Raw genomic sequence first — 15,882 nt, 5'->3', positions numbered from 1 at the left:
GAGGAGACGAGAAGCACCATGGCCGTAAACGGGATCCTGGGGCGCCGGCGGCGCGAGTACAGGGCGCCGGAGCCGCACCCGTCCGGCGCCCGCGCGCCGAAGCTCCCCGGTGAGCTGATCCCCGAGCACGTGGCGATCGTCATGGACGGCAACGGCCGGTGGGCCAAGGAGCGCGGGCTGCCCAGGACCGAAGGGCACAAGGTCGGCGCCGAGCGGGTCCTGGACGTGCTCCAGGGCGCCATCGAGGCCGGCGTGAAGAACATCTCGCTCTACGCCTTCTCCACCGAGAACTGGAAGCGCTCGCCCGACGAGGTCCGCTTCCTGATGAACTTCAACCGCGACTTCATCCGCAAGACCCGCGACCAGCTCGACGAGCTCGGCATCCGGGTGCGCTGGGTGGGCCGGATGCCCAAGCTGTGGAAGTCCGTCGCCAAGGAGCTCCAGGTCGCCCAGGAGCAGACCAAGGGCAACGACAAGCTGACGCTGTACTTCTGCATGAACTACGGCGGCCGGGCCGAGATCGCCGATGCCGCGCAGGCCCTCGCCAAGGACGTGAAGGCCGGCCGCCTCGACCCGTCCAAGGTCACCGAGAAGACCCTCGCGAAGTACCTGTACTACCCGGACATGCCCGACGTGGACCTCTTCCTGCGGCCCAGCGGGGAGCAGCGCACCTCCAACTACCTGCTGTGGCAGAGCGCGTACGCCGAGATGGTCTTCCAGGACGTCCTGTGGCCCGACTTCGACCGCCGTGACCTGTGGCGGGCGTGCGTCGAGTTCGCCTCCCGGGACCGCCGCTTCGGCGGGGCCGTGCCGAACGAGGAGCTGCTGGCCATGGAGGAAGCGATGAAGGGCGACCCGGAGGCCTGAGCCCCCGACCCGCCCCTCGTCACTCAGGACATCTGCGCACCGGTCCGCTTGTGGGTCAGCCCTGGGCGGCGGCGCAGTCCGCGCAGGTGCCGAAGATCTCCACGGTGTGCGCCACATTGACGTAGCCGTGCTCGGCGGCGATCGCGTCGGCCCACTTCTCGACGGCCGGGCCCTCGACCTCCACGGCCTTGCCGCACACCCGGCAGACCAGGTGGTGATGGTGGTCGCCGCTGGAGCAGCGCCGGTAGACGGACTCGCCGTCGGAGGTGCGCAGGACGTCGACCTCGCCCGCGTCGGCGAGGTTCTGGAGCGTGCGGTAGACCGTGGTCAGCCCGACGGCGTCACCCTTGTGCTTGAGCATGTCGTGCAGTTCCTGCGCACTGCGGAACTCGTCGACCTCGTCGAGGGCCGCCGCCACGGCGGCCCGCTGCCGGGTGGCGCGGCCCTTCACGGGCGGTCCTGCGGTCGTCACGGGTTCCTCCTTCGTTCGGCACCTGCCGGGCCATTGTGCCAGCCCGGCCTGTGCCCGGTCAGACGCCGACCGGGCCGTCCGCCTCCCGACTGGCCGGAATCACACACTCCGCGGGGTCCGGGGCGGGCTGCGCGGCGGCGGCCGCCCGGGCCCGTCGCCGGGCCAGCGGGGTGGCGAGCCCGGTCAGCAGGATGAACGCCCCGATGGTCAGCAGCACGATCGTCGCGCCGGGCGGCACGTCCTGGTAGTACGAGGTCACGGTGCCGCCGATGGTCACCGTCACGCCGATCGCCACCGCGATCGCGAAGGTGGCCGCGAAGCTCCGGCTGAGCTGCTGCGCCGCCGCCACCGGCACCACCATCAGCGCGCTCACCAGCAGCAGTCCGACCACCCGCATCGCGACGGTCACCGTCACCGCGGCCGTGACCGCGGTCAGCAGGTTGAGCGCGCGCACCGGAAGGCCGGTGACCCGCGCGAACTCCTCGTCCTGGCTGACCGCGAAGAGCTGCCGGCGCAGTCCCAGGGTGACGAGCACCACGAACGCGGCCAGCACGCAGATCGCCGTCACGTCCGAGGCGGAGACCGTGGACAGCGAACCGAACAGGTACGACGTCAGGTTGGCGTTGGAGCCGCCGGGCGCGAGGTTGATCAGCATCACGCCGCCGGCCATGCCGCCGTAGAAGAGCATCGCGAGGGCGATGTCACCCCGGGTCCTGCCGTACCAGCGGATCAGCTCCATGAGGACCGCGCCGAGCACCGAGACCAGGGTCGCCATCCACACCGGCGACCAGGAGAGCAGGAAGCCGAGGCCGACGCCGGTCATCGCGACGTGGCCGATGCCGTCGCCCATGAGGGCCTGGCGGCGCTGGACCAGGTAGATGCCGACGGCGGGGGCGGTGATGCCGACCAGGACGGCGGCGAGCAGGGCCCGCTGCATGAAGGCGTAGTCGAGGAAGTCCATCAGCTCAGCAGTCCTGTGCGCATCGGCTCGTGCTCGGGGGAGTGGGGGTGGACGTGGTCGTGGCCCGGCAGGGCGTGCTGGCCGACCGCGCGCGGGGGCGGCCCGTCGTGCTGGACACAGCCGTCGCGCAGGACGACCGCCCGGTCGATCAGCGGCTCCAGGGGGCCGAGTTCGTGCAGCACGAGCAGGACCGTGGTGCCCGCGGCGACCTGGTCCTCAAGGGTCCGGGCCAGCACCTCCTGGCTCGCCAGGTCCACACCCGCCATCGGCTCGTCCATGATCAGCAGTTCGGGTTCGGCCGCGAGCGCGCGGGCGATCAGCACCCGCTGGTGCTGGCCGCCGGAGAGGGCGTTCACGGAGTCCTTGGCGCGGTCCGCCAGGCCGACCAGCTCCAGGGACCGGCGCACGGCCTGGTGGTCGGCCCTGCGCAGCACGCCGAAGCGCGCCCGGGACAGCCGCCCGCTCGCGACGACCTCGGTGACCGTCGCCGGGACGCCGCCCGCGGCGGTGTTGCGCTGGGGCACGTACCCGACCCGGCCCCAGTCCCGGAACCTTCCGCGCGGGGTGCCGAAGAGCTCGATCGCGCCCGCCGCCGTGGGTACCTGGCCGATGATCGTGCGGATCGCGGTGGACTTGCCGGAGCCGTTGGCGCCGAGCAGCGCGACGACCTCACCGCGGTGCACGGTGAGGTCGATGCCGCGCAGGACGGGGCGCGAGCCCAGATCGGCGCGGACCCCGCGCAACGCGATGACGGGCTCGGTCATGCCGTCCTCCGGTGTCATTTCGCTCCCAGTGCGCCCTGCAGCGCCTTGAGGTTGGCTTCCTGGACCGCGAAGTAGTCCTTGCCGCGGGACTTGGCGGTGATGCCCTCGATCGGGTCGAGGACGTCCGTCTTCAGCCCGGCGTCGGAGGCGATGGTCTTCGCGGTCTTGTCGCTGACGAGGGTCTCGTAGAACACGGTGGTGACGCCGTCGGCCTTCGCCATCCTCTCAAGGTCCTTGACGCGGTTGGCGCTCGGCTCCGACTCGGGGTCCAGGCCGTTGATGGCCTCCTCGGTGAGGCCGTAGCGCTCGGCGAGGTAGCCGAAGGCGGCATGGGTGGTGATGAAGACCTTGGAGCCGGTGTTCTTCAGCCCGTCCTCGAACTTCGTGTTCAGGGCGTCGAGCTTCTTCACCAGGGCCGCGGTGTTGGCCTTGTAGTCGGCCGCGTGGTCGGGGTCGGCCTTCTCGAAGGCGGCGCCGACGCCCTTGGCGACCTCGGAGTACTTCACCGGGTCGAGCCAGATGTGGGGGTCCTTGCCGCCCGCCTCCTCGCCGTGCTCGTCGTCGTGCTCGGCCGCGTGGCCGCCGACCTCGTTGCCGTGCTCCTCCAGGGAGGTCAGCGTGGCCGCGTCGATCGTGGTCCTGACCCCGGCCTGGGCCACCGCCTCGTCGACGGAGGGCTGGAGGTTCTTGAGGTAGAGCACCGCGTCGGACTCCTGGAGCTGCGCGGTCTGCTTGGCGCTGATCTCCAGGTCGTGCGGCTCCTGGCCGGGCTCGGTCAGGCTGGTGACGCTGACGTGGTCGCCGCCGATCTGCTCGGCGAGGAAGGCCATCGGGTAGAAGGACGCGACGACGTCGAACTTGCCGGTGTCGCCCGCGGCGGCGCTGTCGGTGGAGCAGGCCGAGAGGGCGGCGAGGGCGGCCGCCGCGGCCACCGAGGGTATGAGGCGTCGTCGTACGTTCATGACAGTCATTTTCATCAAATATGGAAACCGTTGTCAACAAAGTCCGGGTCGCGAACCGATTTGATACGAGGGGTGGCGGCGCCGGTAACCTGAGGCATTCGCTGCCGTCCATTCGTCATGAAGAGAGCACCGTGGCCGCCGACAAGATCGACACCATCGTCAGCCTGAGCAAGCGCCGGGGCTTCGTTTTCCCCTGTAGTGAGATCTACGGCGGTCAGCGCGCCGCCTGGGACTACGGACCGCTGGGTGTCGAGCTCAAGGAGAACCTGAAGCGTCAGTGGTGGCGTTACATGGTCACGTCGCGCGAGGACGTGGTCGGTCTCGACTCCTCCGTGATCCTGGCCCCCGAGGTCTGGGTCGCGTCCGGTCACGTGGCCACCTTCACGGACCCGCTGACCGAGTGCACCTCCTGCCACAAGCGGTTCCGCGCGGACCACCTGGAGGAGGCGTACGAGGCCAAGAAGGGGCACGCCCCGGAGAACGGCCTCGCCGACGTGAACTGCCCCAACTGCGGCAACAAGGGCCAGTTCACCGAGCCCAAGCAGTTCTCGGGTCTGCTCTCCACCCACCTCGGCCCGACCCAGGACAGCGGCTCCATCGCCTACCTGCGTCCCGAGACCGCGCAGGGAATCTTCACCAACTTCGCCCAGGTGCAGGTCGCCTCGCGCAAGAAGCCGCCGTTCGGCATCGCGCAGATGGGCAAGTCCTTCCGCAACGAGATCACGCCCGGCAACTTCATCTTCCGCACCCGCGAGTTCGAGCAGATGGAGATGGAGTTCTTCGTCAAGCCGGGCGAGGACGAGAAGTGGCAGGAGTACTGGATGGAGCAGCGCTGGAACTGGTACACCGGCCTCGGTCTGCGCGAGGAGAACATGCGCTGGTACGAGCACCCGGCCGAGAAGCTCTCCCACTACTCCAAGCGCACCGCCGACATCGAGTACCGCTTCCAGTTCGGCGGCAACGAGTGGGGTGAGCTGGAGGGCGTGGCCAACCGCACCGACTACGACCTCAACGCCCACTCCAAGGCCTCCGGCCAGGACCTCGTCTTCTACGACCAGGAGGCCGGCGAGCGCTGGACGCCGTACGTCATCGAGCCCGCGGCCGGTGTGGGCCGCGCGATGCTGGCGTTCCTGCTCGACGCGTACGTCGAGGACGAGGCCCCCAACGCCAAGGGCAAGCTGGAGAAGCGCACGGTGCTGCGCCTGGACCACCGCCTCGCCCCGGTGAAGGTCGCGGTCCTGCCGCTGTCCCGCAACGCCGAGCTGTCCCCGAAGGCCAAGGGCCTCGCCCAGGCGCTGCGCCAGAACTGGAACATCGAGTTCGACGACGCGGGCGCGATCGGCCGCCGTTACCGCCGTCAGGACGAGATCGGCACGCCGTACTGCGTGACGGTCGACTTCGACACCCTGGACGACAACGCGGTGACGGTCCGCGAGCGCGACTCCATGAAGCAGGAGCGGGTGTCCCTCGACCAGATCGAGGGCTACCTGGCCGGGCGTCTCGTCGGCTGCTAGGTCCGTCGGCTGTCGGGTCTCTCGGCTGTGAGGTCCGACGGCTGATCGGTGCGTCGTCGTCCACGGGCGCGTCGTGGCCGGTCGCGCAGTTCCCCGCGCCCCTGACGGGGTGCGCCGGGGGCGCCCCTCGACGAGTGGCCCCCGATACAGGTCTCCGGGTGGACCTGTATCGGGGGCCTTTCCGTGTCCAGGCTGGCCCCATGAGCCTCGCCTTCCTCCTCACCACCCTCGTGGTGGTCGCCACCCCCGGCACCGGGGTCGTTTACACGCTCGCCGCCGGCCTGTCCCGGGGCCCCCGCGCGAGCGTCGTGGCCGCGTTCGCCTGCACCCTCGGGATCGTGCCGCACGTCCTGGCCACCGTCACCGGGCTCGCCGCGCTGCTGAACGCCAGTGCCGTGGCGTTCCAGGCGGTCAAGTACGCCGGGGTCGCCTACCTGCTGTACATGGCCTGGGCGACCGTGCGGGACAAGGAGGTGATCGACGTCGACGAGGGCGGCGCGCCCCGGTCCGCGGGCCGCGTGATCGTCCGAGGGGTGCTGATCAACCTCCTCAACCCGAAGCTGACGATCTTCTTCCTCGCGTTCCTGCCCCAGTTCGTGAGCCCCTCCGAGCCGCACGCCCTGCCGCGCATGCTGGCGCTGAGCGGGGTCTTCATGCTGGCGACCTTCGTCGTCTTCGCCGGGTACGGGGTGCTCGCCGCCTCGGTGCGCAGCCACGTGATCTCGCGGCCCCGGGTGATGGCCTGGCTGCGGCGGAGCTTCGCGGGGTCCTTCGTGCTGCTGGGAGCGAAGCTGGCGACCACCGACTGAACCGGCGGAGGCCGCGGGCGGGCGGCCGCTGACAGCCGCTGACAAGTGACAGCTGACAGATATTGAAATCTGTCAGCTGTCATGGCAAGGTGGATGGCATGACGATGCCAACCCGAACCCTCGGTACCACCGGCCCCCAGGTCTCCGCCCTCGGCCTCGGCTGCATGGGCATGTCCGGCATGTACGGCGAGAGCGACCGGGCCGAGTCGATCGCCACCATCCACGCCGCCCTGGAGGCCGGCGTCACCCTGCTGGACACCGGCGACTTCTACGGCTCGGGCCACAACGAACTGCTGATCAGCGAGGCGCTGCGCACCGCACCGGCCGCACTGCGCGAGAAGGCGCTGCTCAGCGTGAAGTTCGGCTCGATGCGCGACCCGGACGGCGGCTGGTCCGGCTTCGACGGCCGTCCCGCCGCCGTGAAGAACTTCGCCGCGTACTCCCTCCAGCGCCTCGGCGTCGACCACATCGACGTCTACCGCCCGTCCCGGCTCGACCCCCAGGTGCCGATCGAGGAGACCGTCGGCGCGATCGCCGAGCTGGTCGAGAAGGGCTGGGTCCGGCACATCGGGCTCAGCGAGGTCGGCGCCGACACCATCCGCCGGGCCGCCGCCACCGCCCCGATCTCCGACCTCCAGATCGAGTACGCGCTGATATCCCGCGGCCCTGAGCGGGAGATCCTGCCCGCCCTGCGCGAGCTGGGCATCTCCGTCACCGCGTACGGAGTGCTCTCCCGTGGGCTGATCTCCGGCCACCTCACGGCCGACCGACACCTCGCCGCGAACGACTTCCGGGCCCACTCGCCCCGCTTCCAGGGCGAGAACCTCCGGCACAACCTCGCGCTGGTCGAGTCCCTGCGCAAGATCGCCGAACAGAAGGGCGTCACGGTCGCGCAGATCGCCATCGCCTGGGTGGCCTCCCGGGGAGACGACATCGTGCCGCTGGTCGGCGCGCGGACCCGCGAGCGGCTCGGGGAGGCCCTGGGTGCGCTGGACGTCACCCTGGACGCCGCCGACCTCGCCGCCATCGAGGAGGCGGTACCGGCGGACGCGGCGGCGGGCGAGCGGTACGCGGCGCCGCAGATGGCCATGCTGGACAGCGAGCGGTGAACACGGTGCCGCCCTTGCTGCCGTACGCCGGCCGCTGTCGTAGGGCTGGTGCGGGCCGGTGGGGGCTGGCCGTGCAGTTCCCCGCGCCCCTGGGTGGGTGCGGTGCGGGCTGGTCGAGCCGCACCGATCCGGCTGTGAACAGCGTGCCAGGTACCGTCTAGGCATGCCCCCGACCCTTGAGACCCTGACCGCCGAGCGCATCCTCGAAGCCACCGAGGAGGTGCTGCGCCGCCACGGACCGGCCAAGGCCACCGTGGTCGACGTGGCCCGCGCGCTCGGCGTCAGCCATGGCAGCGTCTACCGCCACTTCCGTACGAAGGCGGCGCTGCGGGAGGCGGTCACGAAGCGGTGGCTGGACCGGGCGACGGGCATGCTGGCCGAGATCGCCGCGCAGGACCGTGACCCGGAGGCCCGGCTGCGGGACTGGCTGGCCGCGCTCTTCGAGGCCAAGCGCCGCAAGGCGGGCGACGATCCGGAACTGTTCGCCACCTACACGGTCCTGACCGGTGAGAACGTCACGGCGGTCATCGAGCACCTCACCGAACTGACCGGTCAGCTCACCCGTGTCGTCCAGGACGGCATCGACGCGGGCACCTTCACCGTCCCCGACCCGGCCGTCGCGGCCCTGGCCGTCTTCCAGGCCACGGGCCGCTTCCACGACCCCTGCTACGCCGGGGAGTGGGAACAGCCGGGCGTCCAGCAGGAGTTCACGGCACTGGTGGACCTGCTGGTCCGGGGCCTCACGGCCTGAGCGCCGCCCCGCGCTACGTCGAGGGATCCACCGTCGCCTGGTGGGCCTCCGCGAGGTGCTCCTCCGCCTTCAGCCAGGGCAGGAACTGCGCCCCCCTGCGCCAGCCGCAGGTGCCGCACCTGATCATGCGCTGCGGGCCCTTGCGCTCCACCTGGACCACGTGTTCGCGCCCGTGCTGGTCCCAGCGGCTCACCCTGCTCGTGCCGATCTGCACCATCCGCCTCGCCTCCGGCTAGGAGTGTGCAGCAAGAACAACATCAACAGCAGTATCTTCACGGGGCGTTCGCCACAACTTGAGCCGGAGAGTCAGTCGATCGTCCGCGGCAGCCGCAGACTCAGCACACCGGTCAGGGCCACCCCGGCGAGCTGGACGAGGAGCGTCGTCACCAGGGCGTCCCGCATGCCCATGCCCGGCACCAGGGCGAGGAAGAGACTCCCCAGCGTGGCCACGCCCAGCGCCAGGGCGGCCTGCTGGGTGGTGACCATCACGCCACCGCCCACACCGGCCCGCGCGGGCGGCACCTCGGACAGCACGATCCGGAAGACCACGGGCAGCTGGAGCGCCTGACCGACCCCGGCGATCGCGCCGCCGGGCAGCAGGGGCAGCAGACCGAGGTCAGGCCAGGAGGAACGGGCCGCCAGGATCATCAGGCCCAGGCCGGCCCCCTGGATCAGCGCACCCGCCGTCACCACCCGGGTGCCGAAGCGGGAGATCAGCCGCGGCCCCGCGACCGACGTGAACAGGAACGTCACCGCGAGCGGGACCAGCGCGAGGCCCGCCTGGACGGGACTGCGGCCCGCCCCCTCCTGGAGGGCCACCGCGATCACGAACATGAAGCCGGCGAATCCCATCGAGAAGGGCAGGATCAGCAGCAGGCCGCGCCGCAGGGACACCAGGGCGAACAGGCTCGGCGGGACCAGAGGGGTACGCCCCGCGCGGTCCGCCCTGCGCTCCACCGCGAAGAACGCCCCCGCCAGCAACGGGAACGCCGCCAGGGACAGCCACGTCCACAACGGCCAGCCCGCCGCCCTGCCCTCGGTCAGCGGGGCGAGCAGCGCCAGCAGGGCCGCCGCCAGCAGGACCGTACCCGGGCCGTCCACCGGCTCGGGGCGGGGCGAACGGGTCTCCGGGACCGTACGGGCCGCGAGGACCACGCCGGCCAGGACGACCGGGACGTTCACCAGGAACGCCGCCCGCCAGCTCGTGCCCGCGATGTCGGCCGCCACCAGGACCCCGCCGAGGATCTGGCCCGCCACCATGGCGAGGCCCGCCGTGGCGCCGTACAGGCCCATCGCCCGCGCCCGGCGGGATCCGGTGGTCGCCGACTGGATGGTGGCGAGGACCTGCGGCAGCATCGCGGCCGACGCGGCGCCCTGCGCGACCCGCGCCGCGACCAGCGCCCAGGCGCTCGGTGCGAGCCCGCACGCCAGCGAGGTCAGCCCGAACGCCAGCATGCCGCCCAGGAACAGCCGGCGGCGCCCGAAGAGGTCACCGAGCCGGCCGCCGAGGACGAGGAGGACGGCGTACGCCAACCCGTAACCCGCCACGACGAGTTCGAGGACCGACTCGCTCGCGGACAGGTCCGCGCCGATGCTGGGCAGGGCGACGTTGACGATGAAGAAGTCGATGAGGGGGAGTGCCGCGGCCAGCAGCACAGTGAACAGTCCGAGGCCGCCCAGCTCGGGTGGCGCGGCGGCGCGGACGGGGCGTGGAGTCGTGGTTTCGGTGGTCACGGTCCTGAGCCTGCGCCCCCTCCCAGAGGGGTACCAGAGTCTTCTTATCCTGGTACAAGAACCACCTGGCAACAGGGTGCCGGTGCAGGCAGGCTGGAGGCATGACCAGCATGGCCCAGGAGACCGCCGTACCGGAGACCGCGTCCCTCTCGGTGATCCGGCGCCATGAGCTCGCCGCCTTCCTGCGCCACCGCCGCGAGCACATCACCCCCGAGCAGGTCGGCCTGGTCCGCGGCCGCAGGCGTCGCACCCCGGGCCTGCGCCGGGAGGAGGTCGCCCAGCTCTCCGCGGTCGGCGTCACCTGGTACACCTGGCTGGAGCAGGCCCGGGACATCCAGGTCTCCGTACAGGTACTGGACGCCCTGGCCCGCGCCCTGCTGCTGGACCCGACCGAGCGCTCGCACCTGTTCCAGCTGGCCGGAGCGGTCGACCCGACCCCGGCCACCGTCTGCCCCTCGATCACGCCCGCCGTCCGACAGGTGCTCGAACAACTGGAACCGCTCCCGGCCTGTGTGCAGAACAGCCGCTACGACATCCTCGCCTACAACCGCACCTACGGCCTGCTCCTGTGCGACCTGGACGCGGTACCGCCCGAGGACCGCAACTGCATGATCCTCTCCTACACCGACGACGACTGGCGCTCCTCGATCGTCCACCTGCCGGAGGTGCAGCGCCTGATGGCCGCCCGCTTCCGCGCCACCATGGCCGGCCACCTCGCCGAGCCCGCCTGGAAGATGCTCCTGCACCGGCTGCGCACCGAGTCCCCGGAGTTCCGCGAGGTCTGGGACCGCCACGAGGTCATCGAACACCGCGGCCGCCGCAAGGAGTTCATGAACCGCTACGTCGGCCGCGTCTCCGTCGACCACACCGACCTCTGGCTCGGCCCCGAGGCGGGCCCCCGCATGGTGACGTACGCCCCGGCCGACGAGGAGTCCCGGCGACGGCTGGAGCGGCTGCACGCGATCGCCCTGGAGCGAGCCCCGCGCCTTCCGGCGTGAGCGGGACGGCCGCTGACCGGTCGCCGCTGGTGGGGGTGAGCGTCCGGAGTGGGGGAACCCGGTCGGTCCGAAGGAGAAGACCCCCCACACGCGAGGCGAGCCATGGCCGAGCAGAAGTCGTCGCAGCAGGCAGCAGAGTCGCGGTCACCGGCGCAGGGGCTCCCGCAGCCGTTGCGGGCGGCCGCGTCGGTACTGGGAAAGGTCCCCGGGGCCGGGACCGTGGGCCGGGTGGCCGAGGGAGCGCTGGACCGGGTCGGGGCGGTGTCCCCACGCGGCCGGCGGCTCGCGGTGTACGCCGGGGCCGGGGTGCTCGGGGTCGCGGGCATCGTCGAGTGGCCCGTCGCGGTCACCGGGGCGGCGGTGGCGTGGCTGACCCAGCCCAGGCCGGGGGAGCGGGAGGAGTCCGGCGGCGGTGAGAGCCGGCCCACGCCCCGTGTCCTCGCGTCGACCCACGGCAAGCCGGACACCGCGTCCCACAAGGCGGCCTCCACAGTGCCGCCCACGCCCTCCGACAAGCTCCCTCCGCACGAGACGGCGGTGCCGTCCGGGCAGGGCGGCCCCGGCGGCGCCACCGCGGGCCGTACCCGATCCGGCGACTGAGGACGAGCCATGAACCGAGGACTCACGACAGCAGCCGCGGGCCTCGTCCTCGCCGGCCCCCGCCTGCTCGCCAGGGGTACGCCCACCGCGGTCGGCGCGGCCGCGGGGGCGGTGGCCGGAACGGCCCGGGCCGGCGTGCGCACCGCGGACTTCGCGGCACGGGCGACAAGGGCCGCTAGGGCCGCCCTCCCGGGAGCACCCCCGAACTGGCGGGCGGGCCACCGCGTCCACCTGCCCCTGCGCGCGCAGGCGGACCCGGAGCACGGGGAACACGGGATGCACGGGGAGCACGGACCGGTCGCACACCGCAGGCGCCGTCTCGTCACCGCCCTGGCCGACCATCCCGACATCGCCCTGGCCTACTGGGACCAGGGCCTCGGACGGCTCGTCGTGACCGCCGCCGAAGGAGTGGCCACCGAGCGGGTCGAGAAGCGGATCTCGGTCCTCGCCGAGCGGTACGGACTGGTGGCGGACGATCAGGACGTCGAGGAGCTCGCCCACCCCGGCGACCCCGGCTCCGTGCGCACCGCCGCCCTGGCACTGGCCGCCGACGCCGCCGGAGCCGTCGCCGCCCTCACCGGGTCCGCGCTGCGGCTGCCCGCCTCGCCCCGGCCGGTGACGGCGGTCGTGATGCTGCTGCGGGAGAACCCCCGCTTCCGGGGCTGGCTGCGCGGGCGGCTCGGAAGCGCCCGCATGGACGTCGCGCTGGCCGTCGTGAACGCCGCCGTGCACGGCGCCGGGCACAGCCCCACCTCCCTGCTGCTCGACGGCACCCTGCGCGGCTGCCAGCTGGCCGAGGCCGTCGTGCGGACGGCCGCCTTCGAGACGGTGCACGACGACCTCTGCGTCCCCGACCGCGACAGCGTGCCCGCCGACGCGGCCCTGCGCCCGCCCCCGCGCCCCTCGCCCGCCTCGGAGTACGCGGGCCACGCCTCGGCCGGCAGCATCGCCGGCGCCGTCGCCGCGCTCCTCGTCAAGCACGACGTGACCGAGGCCGCCGAAGCCGTCCTCGCGGGCTCCCCCAAGGCCGCGCGCTACGGCCCCGCCGCCTTCCACGCCGTACTGAGCGCGACCCTGGCGCGTACCGGCGTCCTGGTGCGCGACCCGGACCGGCTGCGGCAGCTGGAGACCGTCGGCACCGTCCTGCTGCACCCGAGCGCCCTGCGCACCCCGGGCGCGGGCGCCGACGCCTGGGCCGAGCCGGTGCTGGACGCCGCCCGGCGCGCAGGACTGCGGGTCGTCGTCCTGGACGACCCCGCCCTGGCCGACTTCACCGGCCTCGCCGACCAAGTCATGGACGCCGGACGGCCCTTGCGGGACATCGTCGACCAACTCCGCGACGACGAAGGCGGAGTGCTCACCGTGGCCCGCCCCGAGGACGCCGACGTCGTCGCCGGACTGCTGCGCGGCGACGTGGCCGTCTCCCTCACCGACGGCGGCTGCGCGGTCGCCTGGGGCGCCGACGTCCTCGCCCCGCACGGACTGTCCGACGTCTGGCGGCTGTTGACCGCCGTACCGGCGGCACGCGGGGTCGGCCGCCGCTCCCAGACCCTGGCCCGCTCGGGCGCCGCCCTGTCCGGACTCCTCGTCGCCGTCGGCGAGTCGGGCCGCGGCCGACGCCGTACGGCACTGCCGGGACTGCGGCACGCACCCGTCGACGCGGCCGCGGCCGCCGCCCTCCTCACCGGCACCCGCGCCGCCCTCCGGGTGGCGTCCGCGAGCCTCCCGCACCCCCGCCCGCGGGTGGCCTGGCACGCCCTGGACCCGGACGACGTGCGCGACCGGCTCGAACAGCAGGCGCCCCCCGAGCCGACGCTCGCCGAGCAGACGACGGAACGGGTCCGCACCGCCGCCGACGCCGTCGTACGACTGCCCGTGCTGGCCCCCGCCAGGTGGACGGCGCAGCTCGCCAGGGCCGTGCGCGGGGAGCTGGACGACCCGCTGACCCCGGTCCTCGCGGTCGGCTCGGCCGCGTCCGCGATCCTCGGGTCCGCGATGGACGCCCTGCTGGTGGTCGGCGCCCTCGACCTGAACGCGCTCGTCGGCGGCCTTCAGCGGCTGCGCGCCGAGCGGGCCCTGTCCGGGCTGCTCGCCCAGCAGAAGCAGAAGGCCCGGGTCGCGGAGGAGGGCGACGCGGAACCTCATGTGGTCGACGCCGCCGGGCTGCGCCCGGGCGATGTCATCGAGCTGACCCTGGACGACGTCGTGCCCGCCGACGCCCGGCTGCTGTGGCAGGACGGCCTGGAGGTCGACGAGTCCGCGCTGACCGGCGAGTCCCTCCCGGTGGGCAAGTCCACCGACCCGAGCCCGCGCGCCCCCGTCGCCGAACGGCACTGCATGGTCTTCGAGGGGACGACCGTGGTGGCCGGGAACGCCCGCGCGGTCGTCGTGGACACCGGCGACCGCACCGAGGCCGCCCGCGCCGTCGCGCTCGCCGCCCGCAATCCCGCCGCCGGCGGGGTCCAGGCCCGGCTCCAGGAACTCACCCGCAAGGCACTGCCGTTGACGATGGCGGGCGGCGCGGCCGTCACCGGGCTCGCCCTGGTGCGCGGCACACCCCTGCGGCAGGCGGTCAGCGGCGGCGTCGCGGTCGCGGTGGCCGCCGTGCCGGAGGGGCTGCCGCTGGTGGCCACGGTCGCGCAGCTCGCGGCCGCCCGCCGGCTCAGCGCGCACGGCGTCCTGGTGCGCGCCCCGCGCACGCTTGAAGCCCTCGGCCGCATGGACACCATCTGCTTCGACAAGACCGGCACCCTCACCGAGAACCGGCTGCGCCTGGTCCGGGTCGCGGACGCGCACGGCACGGTCCACGCTCCCGGCGAGCCCGGCGCGGACGGCCCGCTGCGGATCGCGGCCCGCGCGTGCCCGCAGCTCGACGGCGACTCCGAGCAGCGGCCGGCCCACGCCACCGACGAGGCCGTCCTGGACGCGGCCGCCCCCGACGCGGAGTGGACCCAGCTGGAGGGCCTCCCCTTCGAGGCCGGCCGCGGTTACGCCGCCGCCGTCGGACAGGCCGGCGACGACTCCCCGGTCCTGGTGCTCAAGGGCGCCCCGGAGACCGTCCTGCCCGCCTGCGCCGACCTGCCCGCCGATGCCTCCGAGCGGGCCCACTCCCTGGCGGCCGACGGCCTGCGGGTCCTTGCGGTGGCCCGGCGTCCGCTGGACGGTGACGAGCAGGCCGTACCGGAGGAGCCGTTGCGCGACCTGGAGTTCGTGGGCCTGCTGGCCCTCGCCGACGTGGCCCGGGAGACCTCCCCCGAGCTGGTGCGCGGACTGCGCGAGGCGGGCGTACGGCCGGTCGTGCTGACCGGCGACCACCCGCAGACCGCCCGCGCCATCGCCACCGACCTGGGCTGGCCCGAGGACGCCACGGTCGTCACCGGTGACGAACTGGCCGCCGCCGACCGCTCGGCCCGCTCCCGGATGCTGCGCGACGCCGATGTCGTGGCCCGGGTGGCGCCCGAGCAGAAGCTCCAGGTCGTCGAGGCGCTCAGGGACGCGGGCCGGGTCGTCGGCATGGTCGGCGACGGCGCCAACGACGCGGCCGCCATCCGGGCCGCCGACATCGGCGTCGGCATCAACGCCCGCGGCTCGGCCGCCGCCCGCAACGCCGCCGACCTCGTCCTCACCGGCGACGACCTCACCGCCCTCATCGAGGCCGTGCGCGAGGGCCACGCCCTGTGGCACAGCGTCGCCGACGCCATCGCCATCCTGATCGGCGGCAACGCGGGCGAGGTGGGTTTCGGCATCCTCGGCACCCTGCTGTCGGGCGCGGCCCCCCTGTCCACCCGGCAGATGCTCCTGGTGAACCTCTTCACCGACCTGTTCCCGGCGATGGCGGTGGCGGTCACGCCGACGGAGAAACCCACGGAGGACAACCCCTCGGTGGACACGATCCTGGGCACCTCCCTCACCCGCCAGATCCGCGACCGCGCCGTCACCACCTGCCTGGGCGCCACGGTGGCCTGGCTCATCGGCCGCTTCACCCCGGGCACGGCCCGCCGCTCGACGACGATGGCCTTGTGCGCGGTGGTCGGCACCCAGCTCGCCCAGACCTGGGCCGACCGCAGGGAGAGCCCGCTGGTCCGGCTGACGTCCCTGGGTTCGGCGGCCGTCCTGTTCGCGGTCGTGGAGACCCCGGGCGTCAGCCGCCTGTTCGGCTGCACGCCGCTGGGTCCGGTGGCATGGGCAGGAGTGGGAACGGCGATCACACTGGCGCTCACAGCCCAGCGCTACGTACCCGCGGCCCAGCGACTCGTCGTGAACCACCTGCACTGAGCCGCGCCTGCCGACCGCAGGGGGGATGTGCAGCTTCTCGCGCGGCAGCGGGGTCCGCAGAACGAC

14 protein-coding genes are annotated in these 15,882 nt (G+C 73.0%); 8 read left to right on the top strand and 6 right to left on the bottom strand.

Translation table 11 applies throughout. The features are described from left to right. Positions 1-18: 18 nt before the first annotated feature. Positions 19-867 (top strand): isoprenyl transferase, encoded by an 849-nt coding sequence (locus M2163_RS18950; protein WP_280894530.1) that lies wholly within the window; start codon positions 19-21, stop codon positions 865-867. Positions 868-922: 55 nt separating this feature from the next. On the opposite strand, the gene M2163_RS18945 is transcribed toward M2163_RS18950, so the two are convergent. The 4 genes from M2163_RS18945 to M2163_RS18930 are packed head-to-tail and all read right to left on the bottom strand — an operon-like array spanning position 923 to position 4,026. After that, the gene (locus M2163_RS18945) at positions 923-1,339 is read right to left on the bottom strand and encodes a transcriptional repressor (RefSeq protein ID WP_037717113.1); all 417 of its coding nucleotides are present in this window, start codon (positions 1,337-1,339) and stop codon (positions 923-925) included. 58 nt (positions 1,340-1,397) lie between these two features. Continuing rightward, positions 1,398-2,300, bottom strand: coding sequence for a metal ABC transporter permease (locus M2163_RS18940; RefSeq protein ID WP_280851608.1), 903 nt, complete (start codon positions 2,298-2,300; stop codon positions 1,398-1,400). After that, the gene (locus M2163_RS18935) at positions 2,300-3,064 is read right to left on the bottom strand and encodes a metal ABC transporter ATP-binding protein (RefSeq protein ID WP_280894529.1); all 765 of its coding nucleotides are present in this window, start codon (positions 3,062-3,064) and stop codon (positions 2,300-2,302) included. Before M2163_RS18935 ends, M2163_RS18940 begins: the two co-directional genes overlap by 1 nt. A 14-nt stretch (positions 3,065-3,078) precedes the next feature. Continuing rightward, the gene (locus M2163_RS18930) at positions 3,079-4,026 is read right to left on the bottom strand and encodes a metal ABC transporter substrate-binding protein (protein ID WP_280894528.1); all 948 of its coding nucleotides are present in this window, start codon (positions 4,024-4,026) and stop codon (positions 3,079-3,081) included. A 131-nt stretch (positions 4,027-4,157) separates the two neighbouring features. Between M2163_RS18930 and M2163_RS18925 the strand changes: the two genes are divergently transcribed. The 4 genes from M2163_RS18925 to M2163_RS18910 all read left to right on the top strand — a co-directional run bounded on the left by M2163_RS18925 (position 4,158) and on the right by M2163_RS18910 (position 8,209). Further along, on the top strand, positions 4,158-5,540 hold the full coding sequence (locus M2163_RS18925; protein WP_280851611.1) for a glycine--tRNA ligase: 1,383 nt from the start codon (positions 4,158-4,160) through the stop codon (positions 5,538-5,540). A 200-nt stretch (positions 5,541-5,740) separates the two neighbouring features. After that, positions 5,741-6,349 carry a LysE family translocator gene (locus tag M2163_RS18920; protein WP_280851612.1) on the top strand — a complete coding sequence of 203 codons (609 nt, stop codon included), beginning with the start codon at positions 5,741-5,743 and terminating at the stop codon, positions 6,347-6,349. A 98-nt stretch (positions 6,350-6,447) separates the two neighbouring features. Beyond that, on the top strand, positions 6,448-7,458 hold the full coding sequence (locus M2163_RS18915; protein WP_280894527.1) for an aldo/keto reductase: 1,011 nt from the start codon (positions 6,448-6,450) through the stop codon (positions 7,456-7,458). 163 nt (positions 7,459-7,621) lie between these two features. Further along, the gene (locus tag M2163_RS18910) at positions 7,622-8,209 is read left to right on the top strand and encodes a TetR family transcriptional regulator (RefSeq protein ID WP_280894526.1); all 588 of its coding nucleotides are present in this window, start codon (positions 7,622-7,624) and stop codon (positions 8,207-8,209) included. A 13-nt stretch (positions 8,210-8,222) separates the two neighbouring features. Here the strand turns inward: M2163_RS18910 and M2163_RS18905 are convergent, their stop codons facing one another. Both M2163_RS18905 and M2163_RS18900 read right to left on the bottom strand, forming a co-directional pair. Next, positions 8,223-8,426: a hypothetical protein gene (locus tag M2163_RS18905; RefSeq protein ID WP_280851615.1), complete on the bottom strand. Its 204-nt coding sequence runs from the start codon at positions 8,424-8,426 to the stop codon at positions 8,223-8,225. An 89-nt stretch (positions 8,427-8,515) separates the two neighbouring features. Next, positions 8,516-9,943, bottom strand: a complete 1,428-nt coding sequence (locus tag M2163_RS18900) for an MFS transporter (RefSeq protein WP_280894525.1) — start codon at positions 9,941-9,943, stop codon at positions 8,516-8,518. A 101-nt stretch (positions 9,944-10,044) separates the two neighbouring features. Between M2163_RS18900 and M2163_RS18895 the strand changes: the two genes are divergently transcribed. The 3 genes from M2163_RS18895 (at position 10,045) to M2163_RS18885 (ending at position 15,816) form a co-directional block, all read left to right on the top strand. Beyond that, positions 10,045-10,941, top strand: coding sequence for a helix-turn-helix domain-containing protein (locus tag M2163_RS18895; RefSeq protein ID WP_280894524.1), 897 nt, complete (start codon positions 10,045-10,047; stop codon positions 10,939-10,941). A 102-nt stretch (positions 10,942-11,043) separates the two neighbouring features. Then, entirely contained in the window at positions 11,044-11,541 is a 498-nt protein-coding gene (locus M2163_RS18890) for a hypothetical protein (protein ID WP_280894523.1), read from the top strand. 9 nt (positions 11,542-11,550) lie between these two features. Next, complete coding sequence (locus M2163_RS18885; protein ID WP_280894522.1) at positions 11,551-15,816, top strand: cation-translocating P-type ATPase; 4,266 nt, start codon at positions 11,551-11,553, stop codon at positions 15,814-15,816. The last annotated feature ends 66 nt before the right edge of the window (positions 15,817-15,882 follow it).

The sequence above is a fragment of the Streptomyces sp. SAI-135 genome (genome assembly GCF_029893805.1).
Classification (GTDB): domain Bacteria; phylum Actinomycetota; class Actinomycetes; order Streptomycetales; family Streptomycetaceae; genus Streptomyces.
Note: the sequence above shows the minus strand (reverse complement) of the source record. Positions and strands in the feature narration are given on the sequence as shown.